The following is a 12,872-nucleotide window of genomic DNA, read 5'->3' on the forward strand; positions in this document are numbered from 1 at the left end:
CTTAGTTGCCCGGTACTTCCAGTGGCGATTGCTGAGGCGTTTCGGCCTGCTGGCGGCGGGCAGCTTCCAGCGCGGCGGCTTCGGCCTTGGCACGCTCGTCGGCTTGACGCTGCAGCTCGTCCAGCTGCGACGGGGTCAGCATCTGCAAGCGAACCATCATCGCATTGACCAGGTCGCGGCGCATTTCTTCACGAGCGCGGTTGGCTTCCTGCTCGGAGCCGGTGATGTTCGAGCCGTCACGCAGGTAGATCTTGCGTACCTCCAGCTTGTCGCTCATCAGTTCCAGGTTGTTCAGGCCCTGGATGCTGTAGTTCAGCACGGTGCTCAGCTCATACTCGGCGGTACGGTTGCCGCTGTTGTAGGTCGCCGAGCGCTCGCGCTCCTGCTCGTTGGTCAGCACCAGGCGGTACGGTGCGCCGGTGTGCACGTTGACGCCGCTGCGTTCCAGCGTTTCTCGCAGCTGGACCACGGTCGGGCCGTAGGCGTTGCGTGCGCTGACGTCCATTTCCTTCACGCTCAGCTCGGTGGAGCCGGTGCCGCGCAGCTGGAAACCGCAGGCGCTGAGCATGACCGCCAGGCCAATTACCAGCAAATTGCGTTTGATCATGTTGTTGCTCCCTTGTGGGCCTGTTCCGCCCGCCCGCAGTGGCTGCGGGCGGGCGTTGCCATCAGTTGGCGACGATGTTGACCAGCTTGCCCGGTACCACGATGACCTTGCGGATGGTCAGGCCATCGATGAAGCGCAGGACGTTTTCGTTGCTGCGCGCGGCCGCTTCGATTTCTTCACGGCTGGCGGCGGCCGGCATTTCCACCTGGCCACGCAGCTTGCCGTTGACCTGCACCACCAGGGTGACGGTGTCCTGTACCAGGGCCGCTTCGTCGACGGCTGGCCAGCTGGCGTCGATGACGGCCTGCTGGTGGCCCAGCTGTTGCCACAGCTCGTGGGAGATGTGCGGAGTGATCGGTGCCAGCAGCAGGGTCACGGCCTCGAGGCCTTCGTGCAGCAGGGCGCGGTCCTGTTCGGTGGCCTGCGGGGCCTTCTCCAGCACGTTCATCACGGTCATCACCTGGGCGATGGCGGTGTTGAACTTGTGGTACTGGCCGACATCGGTGCTGGCCTGCTTGATGGCAGCGTGGATGGCGCGGCGGATGACCTTCTGCGCGTCGTCCAGGGCGGCGACGTCCAGCTTGTCCGGCAGCCCCTGGGCCACGTGTGCCTGGGCCAGGCGCCAGACGCGACGCAGGAAGCGGCTGGCACCCTCGACGCCGGAGTCGGACCATTCCAGGCTCATGTCGGGTGGCGAGGCGAACATCATGAACAGGCGGCAGGTATCGGCGCCGTACTGGTCGATCATCGATTGCGGGTCGACGCCATTGTTCTTCGACTTCGACATCTTCTCGGTGCCGCCGATTTCCACCGGCAGGCCGTCGGTTTTCAGGCGCGCGCCAATGATCTTGGCCTTGGCATCGCGCTCGACCTCGACATCGGCCGGGTTGAACCAGTCCTTGCCGCCGTTGCTGGCCACACGGTAGTAGGTTTCGGCGACCACCATGCCCTGGGTCAGCAGGTTCTTGAACGGCTCGTTCGAGGTGACCAGGCCTTCGTCACGCATCAGCTTGTGGAAGAAGCGTGCATACAGCAGGTGCAGAATGGCGTGCTCGATACCGCCGATGTACTGGTCGACCGGCAGCCAGTGGTTGGCCGCTTTCGGGTCGACCATGCCACCTTCGTAGTTCGGCGAGGCGTAGCGGGCGAAGTACCAGGACGACTCGACGAAGGTGTCCATGGTGTCGGTTTCGCGCTTGGCTGCGGTGCCACATTTCGGGCAGCTGCATTCGTAGAATTCCGGCATGCGCGCCAGTGGCGAACCGGCACCGTCCGGCACCACGTTCTCCGGCAGGGTGACCGGCAGCTGGTCTTCCGGCACCGGTACGTCGCCGCAGGACGGGCAGTGGATGATCGGGATCGGGCAGCCCCAGTAGCGCTGGCGGCTGATACCCCAGTCGCGCAGGCGGAACTGGGTACGCGACTTGCCCAGTTCCTTGCGGATCAGGGCGGCTTCGATGGCGTCGAAGGCACCGGCGAAGTCCAGGCCGTCGAACTCGCCCGAGTTGATCAACTGGCCGTGCTCGCCATAGGCGGCCAGCCATTCGCTGCCGACTTCGTCGCCAGCGCTGGTGCGCACCACCGCCTTGACCGGCAGGTTGTACTTGTGGGCGAACTCGAAGTCACGCTCGTCATGGGCCGGCACGGCCATTACCGCACCATCGCCGTAGTGCATCAGCACATAGTTGGCGACCCACACCGGAAGCTTCTCGCCGGTCAGCGGGTGCTCCACCAGCAGAGAAGTGGCCATGCCCTTCTTCTCCTGGGTGGCCATGTCGGCTTCGGCAACGCTGCCGCTCTTGCACTCGTCGATGAACGCCTGCAGCGCCGGGTTGCCCTGGGCGGCCTGGGTGGCCAGCGGGTGCTCGGCGGCGACGGCGACGTAGGTGGCGCCCATCAGCGTGTCGGGGCGGGTGGTGAAGACCTTGAGGGTGCCTGCGTGGCCAATGCTGGCCTGGTCGTACGGGAACTGCACTTCCATGCCGCGCGACTTGCCGATCCAGTTGCGCTGCATGGTCTTGACCTGTTCAGGCCAGCCCGGCAGCTCGTCGAGGCTCTCCAGCAGCTCGTCGGCGTAGTCGGTGATGCGGAAGTAGTACATCGGGATCTCGCGCTTCTCGATCAGCGCGCCCGAACGCCAGCCACGACCATCGATGACCTGTTCGTTGGCCAGTACGGTCTGGTCCGCCGGGTCCCAGTTCACGGTGCCGTTCTTGCGGTAGATGATGCCTTTTTCGAACAGGCGGGTGAACAGCCACTGCTCCCAACGGTAGTAGTCAGGCTTGCAGGTAGTGACTTCACGCGCCCAGTCGATGGCCAGGCCCAGGCTCTTGAGCTGGGTCTTCATGTAGTCGATGTTTTCGTACGTCCACTTGGCCGGGGCGACGTTGTTCTTCATCGCCGCGTTTTCCGCAGGCATGCCGAAAGCGTCCCAGCCCATCGGCTGCAGCACGTTCTTGCCCAGCATGCGCTGGTAGCGGGCAATCACGTCACCGATGGTGTAGTTGCGCACGTGGCCCATGTGTAGCTTGCCGCTCGGGTACGGGAACATCGACAGGCAGTAGTAGGTGTCCTTGCCTGGCTGTTCGGTAACAGCGAACGATTGTTGCTCGTCCCAGAACTTCTGGGCGGCGGCTTCGATATCACGGGGCGTGTATTGTTCGTGCATGGCTACTTTTTGCTGAGAGGGAAGAGACCTTGTTCCAGGCAGCGGAACCTCGCTGCGTCCGGCACTCCGGTGTCGTTTAGAGTGAACGCCGTAGCATACAGCAGCGCTGCGCATCGTGGGAAACCTTCGTTGCTAATGCCCGCTGGTCGCGGCACACGGCTGCTTTTCGCAACAACGCTAAGCTCAGGTGTGGGGGGAGATATTCTTATCTTCAATGAGGTGAACGGATGGGAGAGACGCAGCTACCCGCAATCAAACCGGAGCTATACGAACGCCTGATCGACCGCCTTGGCCTGGCACTGGAAGTTGCCAGGACATCGGTGCGATTGCGCGACGAGATGCCTGCTGAACTGGAGTTGCGTGGCCTGAGCCATGCGGAGTTCGAACTGATCAAGGCCTACCTGGATTCCCTCCCGGAGCGCCACAATGTCTGTGTCGGCAGTTACCCACAAGCGGAGCCGACATCGGCCAAGATCATCTGGCTCAAGGACAAGAAACGCACCGCCAGTTCGGCGAGATCCAGGACGCTGCCGCATCGCTAGCCGTTCAGGACGCCAGGCGCAGGCTATAGCGCGCCGGTTCTCAACACTCGCATATCTCATGATCGGCGCCGGCTGCAACCTTGTTGGCCGGCGTCGATCCTTCTAGGCTGCACGCCTGACCAGGAGGTGTGGCCGATGGCGTTCCGATTCTTCCTCAAGCAATGGTTGATGCCGCCGGGCATCCTGTTCCTGCTGCTGTTGGCGGCATGGTGGTTGCGCGCGCGCCGTCCGCGGCTGGCCGCGTTGTGCTTTGCCGTGGGCCTGGCAGGCCTGTGGCTGATGAGCTTGCCGCTGGTAATGCAGCAAACGGCACGTGTGCTGGAAACGGAGCCGCCGCTGGCGGTGAATGACTGGGCGAGCCTGGCAAGCCGGGCAGATGCCATCGTGGTGCTGGGGGCGGGGCGCGAACGTGGTGACCTGGCCTGGGGCGGTGGCGACCAGCCCACGGCCACCGCTTTGGAGCGCATGCGCCTTGCTGCACGGCTGGCCAAGGCCTCGGGCCTGCCGGTGCTGACCAGTGGCGGGCTGCACTACGGCTCGCCACCGAGTGAGGCACGCTTGATGGCCGATTGCTTGCAGGCAGATTTCGACGTGACGGTGAAGTGGCGGGAGGAAGCCAGCCGCACGACCTGGGAAAATGCCCGTTTTACGGCCAAGGTCCTGCAACCGTTGGGGATACGCCGGGTGGTGCTGGTGACCCAGGCCTGGCACATGCAGCGTTCGCGCTGGAGCTTCGAGCAGGCGGGGTTCGTGGTGGTGCCGGCGCCGGTCGGGTTTCTTGGGCGCGAGCATGCGCGACCGTTTGCCGGGTTGCTGCCGGAAAGCCGGGCGATGTGGCAGAGCGGGCAGTTGCTCAATGAAGGGGTGGGGCTGGCAGGGTATCGGCTGTTCTATTGAGCCTTGTAGCGCCTGTATCGGCCTCTCGCGGGCAAACCCGCGAGAGGCCGATACAGGCGCTATCATCAGACGGTCTTGGCAATACGCCCGGCCAGCAGTGCCCAGCCCAGCAGCAATGCACAGACAATCGCCAGCGGCCACGAGCGCCATTGCAGGTATGGCGTCAGCTGCTGCATCGGCACCACCTCGCCATACAGCACCGCCTGCTGGAACTGTGGAATCTGCGTGGTAATGCGGCCAAACGGGTCGATCAGCGCGGTCACACCATTGTTGGTGGCGCGGATCATCCAGCGCCCGGCCTCCAGCGCACGCATCTGCGCCATCTGCAGGTGTTGCAACGGGCCGATCGAGGTGCCGAACCAGGTGTCGTTGCTGATCGTCAGTAGCAGGTCGCTGCGGGCTGCCAGGCCTGCGGCGAATTCGGGGTAGACCACTTCATAGCAGATGTAAGGCGCTATCTGATAGCCCTTTGCCTGCAGTAGTGGCTGGTCCTCCGGGCCCCGAGCGAAGTCCGACATGGGCAGGTTGAAGAACTCGATCAGGCCGCGCAGCATGTCCTGCAGCGGTACGTACTCGCCAAACGGCACCAGCTTTTGCTTGAGGTAGGTGCCGTCGCCTTCACCGGTGACAGTGATGCCGTTGTAGTAGCGGCGCTGGTGGTGCACCACTTCACGCACTGGCACACCGGTGATCAGCGCCGAGTTTCGCCCGGCGGCGAAGCGGCCCATCACGTCGATATAACCCTGGGCCTGGTCCTTGAGCACGGGTACGGCGGTTTCTGGCCAGACCAGCAGGTCCACCGGCCGGGAGCTGAAGCTCAGGTCACGGTACAGCGCCAGTTGCGCATCGATATGTGCCGGGTCCCATTTCAGTTCCTGCTCGACGTTGCCCTGGATGGCTGCAACCTTCAACGGGTCGCCTGCCGGTTTGGTCCAGGCATGGCCCTTGAGTGCCAGGCCCAGTGCCCACGGCGCCAGCAACAGCAGGCAGGCTACGACCAGGAAGGAGGGGCGCGTACGCAGGCGGTGCAGGTTGCACAGCAGGGCGGCACTCAGCGCCAGGGTGAAGGAGATCAGCCAGACGCCACCCAGCGGGGCCAGGCCGGCCAGCGGGCCGTCCAGCTGGCTATAGCCAGCGTACAACCAGGGGAAACCGGTCAGGAACCAGCCGCGGAAGGCCTCTTGCAACAGCCACAGGGCGGCGAAGCACAGGGCGTCGGCCAGCGGCGCTTCGTTACGCCGCAACCAGCGTGCCCACAGCCAGGTGGGCAGGGCGAAGAACCAGGCAAGGGCGGCGAAGAACGCCAGCAGCAGCAGAATCGCCAGCAACGGCGAGGCGCCGCCGTAGGTGTTCATGCTGACGTAGATCCACCAGGTACCAGCGCCATACAGGCCGAAGCCGAACCACCAGCCACGCCACATGGCCTGGCGCGGGCTGAGCTCGCGCAGGCCAAGGTAGAGCAGGGCGATGGACAGCAAGGCCAGCGGCCAGATGTCGAATGGCGCCAGGGCCAGGAGAGTGGAAGCGCCGGCCACCAGGGCCAGCAGGTTACCGGGCCAGCCGGGGCGGGTGATCCAACGCATGTTCGTCCTTAACGGGTGATCGGTGTCAGGCGCAGCAAGTGTATCCGCCGGCTGTCGGCGTTGAGAATACGGAACTTGTAGGGGCCGATCTCGGTGGTCTCGTTGCGCTTGGGCAGGTGGCCGAAGGCGCTCATCACCAGGCCGCCCACCGTGTCGAACTCGTCATCGGAGAATTCGCTGTCAAAGAACTCGTTGAAGTTCTCGATCGGGGTCAGTGCCTTGACCAGGAAGTCACCGCTCGGCAGCGGCTTGATGTAACTGTCTTCCTCGACGTCGTGTTCGTCCTCGATGTCGCCGACGATCTGTTCCAGCACGTCTTCGATGGTGACCAGGCCGGCTACGCCGCCGTACTCGTCGATGACGATGGCCATGTGATTGTGGTTGGCGCGGAATTCGCGCAGCAGCACGTTCAGGCGTTTGGACTCGGGCACGAAGGTGGCCGGGCGCAGCAGGTCCTTGATGTTGAAGCTGTCGCCGTTTTCCTTGAGGATCAGCGGCAGCAGGTCCTTGGCGAGCAGGATCCCCAGCACATCGTCGTGGCTTTCGCCGATCACCGGGTAGCGCGAGTGCGCAGCGTCGATCACCGCCGGCAGGAATTCGCGTGGCGACTGGCTGGCCTTGATGCTGATCATCTGCGAGCGCGGCACCATGATGTCGCGCACCTGCAGGTCGGCGACCTGGATGGCGCCTTCGACGATGGTCAGTGCTTCGCTGTCCAGCAGTTTGTTCTGATGGGCTTCGCGCAGCAGCTCGAGGAGCTCCTGGCGGTTTTTCGGCTCATGGGCAAAAGCCTGGGTCAGTTTACCCAGCCAGGACTTCTGCCCGTTGCTCGATCGATCTTCGCTCATGGCGGTTCTCGTGATCCTTCGTGTATCAGTGTGTGATTGAGTCGGTTTCATCATCGGCGTAGGGGTCGGGGTGACCCAGTTCCGCCAGCAATTCCCGTTCCAGGCCTTCCATTTCCTCGGCTTCCTCATCCTCGATGTGGTCATAGCCGAGCAAATGCAGGCAGCCGTGGATTACCAGGTGCGCCCAGTGCGCGTCGAGCGACTTGCCTTGTTCGGCCGCTTCGCGCTCGACCACCGGTACGCAGATCACCAGGTCGCCCAGCAAGGGGATATCGAGCAGGTCATCGGGCACTTCGGCCGGGAACGACAGCACATTGGTCGCGTAATCCTTGTGCCGGTAGGTGCGGTTCAGCTCACGCCCCTCGGCTTCATCGACCAGACGAATGGTCATCTCCGAATCGGCGCTACGCTGGCGCAGGGCCAGTTCGCACCACTGGCGGAAGGCGGTGTCATCCGGGGCGGCGGCATCCGTGGCCCGTTGCATGTCGAGTTCAAGCATCTTTGCCAGGTGCCTCGGGTTTGGCCTGGCGGGCATCGAAACGGTCGTAGGCTTCGACAATGCGCTGTACCAGTGGGTGACGAACCACATCCTTGGGCTGGAAGTGGGTGAAGCTGATCCCCGGAACGTCCTTCAGCACCTCGATGACGTGCGCCAGGCCCGACTTGGTGCCACGGGGCAGGTCGACCTGGGTGATGTCGCCGGTGATGACCGCCGTGGAGCCGAAGCCGATACGGGTCAGGAACATCTTCATCTGCTCAAGGGTGGTGTTCTGGCTTTCGTCGAGGATGATGAAGCTGTTGTTCAGGGTGCGGCCACGCATGTAGGCCAGCGGGGCGATCTCGATCACCTGGCGCTCGATCAGCTTGGCCACGTGTTCGAAACCGAGCATTTCGTACAGGGCGTCATACAACGGACGCAGGTACGGGTCGATCTTCTGGGCCAGGTCACCGGGCAGGAAGCCGAGTTTTTCGCCTGCCTCGACCGCTGGGCGCACCAGCAGGATGCGGCGCACCTGTTCACGTTCCAGCGCGTCCACGGCGCAGGCCACCGCCAGGTAGGTCTTGCCGGTACCGGCCGGGCCGATGCCGAAGTTGATATCGTTGGCCAGGATTTCCTTGACGTAGCGCTGCTGGTTGACACCGCGCGGGCGGATATTGCCCTTGCGCGTACGCAGCGAAACGCTGACCTCGTTGACTGCCGGATTGTCGATGTTCTCGACGGTCGACTCCTGCAGGTACAGGTGCACGGTTTCCGGCGACAGGTCGGTGGCCTTGGTCTCGCGATAGAGACGGCGCAGCAGTTGCTCGGCGGCAGAGGTGGTCTTGGGTTCGCCGATCAGTTCGAACTGATTGCCGCGGTTGCGGATCTCGATGGCCAGGCGCTGTTCGATCAGGCGCAAGTGCTCGTCGAACTGGCCGCACAGGTTGGCGAAACGGTGGGCCTCGAAGGGTTCGAGGATGAAACGATGGGGTTGTATGGGTGCGTTCAAGGTCGTTTTTAGCCGCTCGACGGCAATGAAGGTGAACTCAAGAATAACCCTTGAATGGCAGTGGCGAAAGCACTGAAACGTCCAACGGTATGTCTGGCCTGTTCCGGCCTCGTCGCCGGGGCAGGCGACACAGATCGGCAAGCCTGTCTGCTATGATGCCTGCCTTTTCTTACGCATGTGTTATCCCGCCGAACATGAGCAAACGCGAACCCGCCATTTACAAGGTGATCTTCCTCAACCAGGGGCAGGTCTTCGAGATGTATGCCAAGCAGATCTACCAGAGCGACCTGTGGGGCTTCCTGGAAATCGAGGAGTTCGTGTTCGGCGAGCGCTCGCAGCTGGTGGTGGACCCGAGCGAAGAGAAGCTCAAGAGCCAGTTCGACGGGGTGATCCGCAGTTTCGTGCCGCTGCATTCGATCGTGCGCATCGACGAGGTGGAGCGCCTGGGCACCGCCAAGATCAGCGAAGCCAAGGGTGGCGGCAACGTGATGCCGTTCCCCATGCCGATGCCGGAGAAGTAACCATCAGGGGAGTGGCGAGAACGGGGTGCGTCCTTCGGCGTTCTGCAGTTCCAGCAGGTATTTGCGGAAGATCTGGCCGAGCACCTGGGTGGCATGTTCCAGCTCGTCGCGGGGCATTTTCTCGGTCACTTCGTCAGCCATGTCCAGCGCATCCTCGGCGCCGTTGACCGCAGCCATCTTCAGCAGGATGTAGGCCTGCACGTTGTTGGCCTTGACCCCTTCGCCGCGGTAGAACATGGCACCCAGGCGGTACTGGGCTTCGGCATGGCCTTGCAGCGAGGCCTTCTGCAACCAGTCCAGGGCTTTGTCGAAGTTTTTCGGGGTTTGCGAGTAGTAGTACTCGCCGAGTTCGAATTGCGCCTGGGCATCCCCCGCCGTAGCCGTCTGTTCGCAGGCCTTCAGGGCGTTTGCCAGGTCTTCAGGCTGCACGTTCAAGGTGCAGCGGCCCGTCGCCGGAATCAGCAACGAGTTACCGCCCTCTGCCAGGGCCAGCAGGGGCTGAAGAAGCAACAGGCAGCCCAGGGTCAGGGCGCGGCCGGTGCGGTTCATGGGGATCGACTTACCTCTGCAAAGCTGCGGCCAATGTCTCTGGTGGCACATTATGGGATAAGCAGCGCCAACCTTACAAAGTTTTACTCGAATTTCTGTCTGGTTGGGGAAGTCAGCTGATTGTGCATGGGTATTTGTTGCCTGTACCGGCGCTTTCGCGGGCTTGCCCGCGAAAGCGCCCCGGTCAGACTGATAGCTACTTCAGCGCAGCAAAGGCCTTCTCAGCCGCATCCAGGGTGATCTGCAGCTCCTTGTCGCCATGGGCAATGGAGGTGAAGCCCGCCTCGAACGCGCTCGGCGCCAGGTACACGCCACCGTCGAGCATCAGGTGGAAGAAGCGTTTGAAGCGTTCCGCATCGCTGGCCATCACGTCGTCGAAGGTAACGATGTCGTCGGCACCGCTGAAGTAAAGGCCGAACATGCCGCCGGCCTGGGTGGTGACGAACGGCACACCAGCAGCATCGGCGCGCTGTTGCAGGCCGTCGAGCATGCGGCTGGTGTAGTCGGTCAGTTCGGCGTGGAAGCCCGGGCGGCTGATCAGCTTCAGGGTGGTCAGGCCGGCAGCCATGGCCAATGGGTTACCCGACAGGGTGCCGGCCTGATAGACCGGGCCGAGCGGGGCGATGCAACCCATGATCTCGCGCTTGCCACCGAAGCAGCCGACCGGCATGCCGCCACCCACGATCTTGCCGAAGGTCGACAGGTCTGGCTTGATGCCGTAGTGGCCCTGGGCGCCGCCCAGGGAAACACGGAAACCGGTCATCACTTCGTCGAAGATCAGTACCACGCCGTGCTTGTCGCACTGCTCGCGCAGGCCTTCGAGGAAGCCGGGCGCCGGGGGGACGCAGTTCATGTTGCCGGCCACCGGCTCGACGATGATGCAGGCCACGGTCTGGCCGACTTCCGCCAGGGTCTTCTCGACGGCGGCGATGTCGTTGAACGGCAGGGTCAGGGTGTGCTTGGCGAAGTCCGCCGGCACGCCAGCCGAGTTTGGCACGCCCTGGGTCAGCAGGCCGGAGCCGGCTTTTACCAGCAGGCTGTCGGAGTGGCCGTGGTAGCAGCCCTCGAATTTGATGATGGCGTCACGGCCGGTGTAGCCACGGGCCAGGCGGATGGCGCTCATGGTGGCTTCGGTGCCCGAGCTGACCATGCGAACCATTTCCATGGACGGCACCAGCGAGCAGACCAAGTCGGCCATTTCGGTTTCCATGGCGGTCGGCGCGCCGTAGGACAGGCCGTGCTGCAGCTGCTTGCGTACCGAGTCCAGTACCTCCGGATGGCCGTGGCCGAGGATCATCGGGCCCCAGGAGCCAACGTAGTCGACATAGCGTTTGTCGTCCTCGTCAACGACGTAGGCGCCTTCGGCATGCTTGAAGAACAGTGGCGTGCCGCCAACGCTCCGGAAAGCGCGGACCGGCGAGTTGACGCCACCGGGAATGTGCTTCTGGGCTTGGGCGAACAGGGCTTCGGAACGGGACATGGGAGGTTCTCTCGAATCAGGATGCGAACAAGGCGTTGAAGGCGCGGGCGCGGCGGGTGACTTCCTGCGCGCTGTCGGCACCGAACAGGCCGTGGATCACCGCCAGCAGGTCGGCACCATGGGCGACCAGCGGGGCAGCGTTGTCGAGGGTAATGCCGCCGATTACCGCGATCGGCAGTTTCACCTGGGCGCGGGCCTGCTCCAGCAGCTCGATGCTGGCAGCGGGCGCACCCGGCTTGGTGACGGAGTTGAAGAAGCGGCCGAAGGCGACGTAGCTGGCGCCTTCCCGGGCGGCCTGGACGGCCAGGTCAAGGTTGGCGTGGCAGGTGGAACCGATAATCGCCTGGCGGCCGAGCAAGGCGCGGGCCGGGGTCAACGGGCCGTCGGTCTGGCCCAGGTGCACGCCGACACCCAGGCGCGCAGCCAGTTCGGCGTCGTCATTAATGATCAGCTGGGTGCCGTAGCGCTCGCAGAGCTTCATCAGCCCTTCGGCTTCGCGCAGGCGCCGGGCCGCGTCGTCGCCCTTGTCGCGGTACTGCAGCAGGCATACGCCGCCATCCAGTGCCGCTTCGACATGCGAGAGGAAACGGCCGGCGAGCAGCTGGCTATCGGTGATGGCGTACAGACCGCGTAGCTTCATTGAAGGCCTCTTGTCAGGAGCAGAAATCCAGCGGCAGGCGGCGTGGCACGAACTGGCCCTTGCCCAGTTGCTCGGCGTCACGCAGGGTGCGCCAGGTGTAGTCGAGGGCGCTGCGCACGGCGCTGTCCAGTTGCTCGCCCAGGGCCAGGCGCCCGGCCAGGGCGCTGGCCAGGGTGCAGCCCGAGCCATGGTAGCTGCCTGGCAGGCGCTGGCAGGTCCAGGTGTGGTGCTGGCCGTCGCGGCTGTAAAGACGGTTGTGAATTTCGTCCTCGTCACCGTGACCGCCGGTAATCAGCAGGTGTCTACAGAACGGCAACAGTTTTTCGGCACACTCATCGGCGCTACCTTCGGGCAGTTCGGCCAGGATGCGGGCTTCGGGCAGGTTCGGCGTGGCGATGGTCGCCAGTGGCAGCAGGCGTTCGCGCAAGGCGTAACCCACTTCGTCCTTGCCCAGGCGGCCACCACCACCGGCACGCAGTACCGGGTCGCACACCAGCGGCAGATGCGGGTGCGCGGCCAGCAGTTCGGCGACGGTGTCGACCATCTCGATCGAGCCGAGCATGCCCAGCTTGACGGCGGCTACCGTGGAGTCGGCCAGCACGGCGTTGGCCTGCGCCAGCACCCACTCGCGGTCGAGCACGCGGAAGTCGGAAACGTTGACGGTATCCTGCACGGTCAGGGCAGTCACCGCGGGCGCGGCGTGACAGCCTTGGGCGATCAGGGCTTCGATGTCTGCCTGCAGGCCGGCGCCGCCACTGGGGTCGTGGCCGGAGAGACAGAGGACAACAGGGCGGGAACTGTAGATATTCATGGTCGGCGAGCTTACCACCAATCCTGTTTGGGCGGATCGTCATGCCAATGGGTTTTGCTGAACATGCGCTCGTCTTTTGCTTTTGTTTCTTTCTGAAAGTATTGATTTAGAGCCTTTTCTTTGTGCAGGGGTGTGGCCGATTGCCAGGTTGCGAAGCTATGCTAGAGTGCTCGGATAACTCGACAAACGGGTTCTGCCGGATCAGGTCGTCTCAAATGGATGGGAGGCAACCGCGA

General features: G+C 63.6%; 13 protein-coding genes. 3 read left to right on the forward strand and 10 right to left on the reverse strand.

Annotation, left to right across the window (positions count from 1 at the left end):
- Position 1: 1 nt before the first annotated feature.
- On the reverse strand, positions 2-607 hold the full coding sequence (locus tag HU760_RS03860; protein WP_186672706.1) for an LPS-assembly lipoprotein LptE: 606 nt from the start codon (positions 605-607) through the stop codon (positions 2-4).
- A gap of 61 nt (positions 608-668) precedes the next feature.
- On the reverse strand, positions 669-3,275 hold the full coding sequence (gene leuS / locus HU760_RS03865; RefSeq protein ID WP_186672713.1) for a leucine--tRNA ligase: 2,607 nt from the start codon (positions 3,273-3,275) through the stop codon (positions 669-671).
- A 227-nt stretch (positions 3,276-3,502) separates the two neighbouring features.
- Between leuS and HU760_RS03870 the strand changes: the two genes are divergently transcribed.
- The gene (locus HU760_RS03870) at positions 3,503-3,817 is read left to right on the forward strand and encodes a hypothetical protein (RefSeq protein WP_186672715.1); all 315 of its coding nucleotides are present in this window, start codon (positions 3,503-3,505) and stop codon (positions 3,815-3,817) included.
- Positions 3,818-3,952: 135 nt separating this feature from the next.
- Complete coding sequence (locus HU760_RS03875; protein WP_186672717.1) at positions 3,953-4,714, forward strand: YdcF family protein; 762 nt, start codon at positions 3,953-3,955, stop codon at positions 4,712-4,714.
- A gap of 65 nt (positions 4,715-4,779) precedes the next feature.
- Here the strand turns inward: HU760_RS03875 and lnt are convergent, their stop codons facing one another.
- The 4 genes from lnt to HU760_RS03895 are packed head-to-tail and all read right to left on the reverse strand — an operon-like array spanning position 4,780 to position 8,635.
- The gene (lnt, locus tag HU760_RS03880) at positions 4,780-6,297 is read right to left on the reverse strand and encodes an apolipoprotein N-acyltransferase (RefSeq protein WP_186672719.1); all 1,518 of its coding nucleotides are present in this window, start codon (positions 6,295-6,297) and stop codon (positions 4,780-4,782) included.
- Between the two features lie 8 nt (positions 6,298-6,305).
- Entirely contained in the window at positions 6,306-7,145 is an 840-nt protein-coding gene (locus HU760_RS03885; protein ID WP_114170710.1) for a CorC family transporter, read from the reverse strand.
- 25 nt (positions 7,146-7,170) lie between these two features.
- The gene (ybeY, locus tag HU760_RS03890) at positions 7,171-7,644 is read right to left on the reverse strand and encodes an rRNA maturation RNase YbeY (RefSeq protein ID WP_186672721.1); all 474 of its coding nucleotides are present in this window, start codon (positions 7,642-7,644) and stop codon (positions 7,171-7,173) included.
- Entirely contained in the window at positions 7,637-8,635 is a 999-nt protein-coding gene (locus HU760_RS03895) for a PhoH family protein (RefSeq protein ID WP_170032858.1), read from the reverse strand. Before HU760_RS03895 ends, ybeY begins: the two co-directional genes overlap by 8 nt.
- A gap of 194 nt (positions 8,636-8,829) precedes the next feature.
- Between HU760_RS03895 and HU760_RS03900 the strand changes: the two genes are divergently transcribed.
- Entirely contained in the window at positions 8,830-9,156 is a 327-nt protein-coding gene (locus HU760_RS03900) for a DUF1820 family protein (RefSeq protein WP_170032856.1), read from the forward strand.
- Positions 9,157-9,159: 3 nt separating this feature from the next.
- Here HU760_RS03900 and HU760_RS03905 read toward each other — a convergent pair whose 3' ends face one another.
- The 4 genes from HU760_RS03905 to HU760_RS03920 form a co-directional block, all read right to left on the reverse strand.
- Positions 9,160-9,705 carry a tetratricopeptide repeat protein gene (locus HU760_RS03905; protein WP_186672723.1) on the reverse strand — a complete coding sequence of 182 codons (546 nt, stop codon included), beginning with the start codon at positions 9,703-9,705 and terminating at the stop codon, positions 9,160-9,162.
- 196 nt (positions 9,706-9,901) lie between these two features.
- Complete coding sequence (gene hemL / locus HU760_RS03910) at positions 9,902-11,185, reverse strand: glutamate-1-semialdehyde 2,1-aminomutase (RefSeq protein WP_186672724.1); 1,284 nt, start codon at positions 11,183-11,185, stop codon at positions 9,902-9,904.
- A gap of 16 nt (positions 11,186-11,201) precedes the next feature.
- Entirely contained in the window at positions 11,202-11,825 is a 624-nt protein-coding gene (gene thiE / locus HU760_RS03915) for a thiamine phosphate synthase (RefSeq protein ID WP_186672726.1), read from the reverse strand.
- A 13-nt stretch (positions 11,826-11,838) separates the two neighbouring features.
- Positions 11,839-12,636, reverse strand: a complete 798-nt coding sequence (locus HU760_RS03920) for a hydroxymethylpyrimidine/phosphomethylpyrimidine kinase (protein ID WP_186672728.1) — start codon at positions 12,634-12,636, stop codon at positions 11,839-11,841.
- Positions 12,637-12,872: the final 236 nt, after the last annotated feature.

Source organism: Pseudomonas oryzicola (genome assembly GCF_014269185.2).
Taxonomy (GTDB): Bacteria; Pseudomonadota; Gammaproteobacteria; order Pseudomonadales; family Pseudomonadaceae; genus Aquipseudomonas; species Aquipseudomonas oryzicola.

Bases quoted from the DNA above. Each gene is read 5' to 3' on its own strand.
- HU760_RS03920 (WP_186672728.1), bottom strand. From the start codon at position 12,636: ATGAATATCTACAGTTCCCGCCCTGTTGTCCTCTGTCTCTCCGGCCAC.
- leuS (WP_186672713.1), bottom strand. From the start codon at position 3,275: ATGCACGAACAATACACGCCCCGTGATATCGAAGCCGCCGCCCAGAAG.
- hemL (WP_186672724.1), bottom strand. From the start codon at position 11,185: ATGTCCCGTTCCGAAGCCCTGTTCGCCCAAGCCCAGAAGCACATTCCC.
- HU760_RS03860 (WP_186672706.1), bottom strand. From the start codon at position 607: ATGATCAAACGCAATTTGCTGGTAATTGGCCTGGCGGTCATGCTCAGC.
- HU760_RS03905 (WP_186672723.1), bottom strand. From the start codon at position 9,705: ATGAACCGCACCGGCCGCGCCCTGACCCTGGGCTGCCTGTTGCTTCTT.
- ybeY (WP_186672721.1), bottom strand. From the start codon at position 7,644: ATGCTTGAACTCGACATGCAACGGGCCACGGATGCCGCCGCCCCGGAT.
- lnt (WP_186672719.1), bottom strand. From the start codon at position 6,297: ATGCGTTGGATCACCCGCCCCGGCTGGCCCGGTAACCTGCTGGCCCTG.
- thiE (WP_186672726.1), bottom strand. From the start codon at position 11,825: ATGAAGCTACGCGGTCTGTACGCCATCACCGATAGCCAGCTGCTCGCC.
- HU760_RS03885 (WP_114170710.1), bottom strand. From the start codon at position 7,145: ATGAGCGAAGATCGATCGAGCAACGGGCAGAAGTCCTGGCTGGGTAAA.
- HU760_RS03870 (WP_186672715.1), top strand. From the start codon at position 3,503: ATGGGAGAGACGCAGCTACCCGCAATCAAACCGGAGCTATACGAACGC.
- HU760_RS03900 (WP_170032856.1), top strand. From the start codon at position 8,830: ATGAGCAAACGCGAACCCGCCATTTACAAGGTGATCTTCCTCAACCAG.
- HU760_RS03875 (WP_186672717.1), top strand. From the start codon at position 3,953: ATGGCGTTCCGATTCTTCCTCAAGCAATGGTTGATGCCGCCGGGCATC.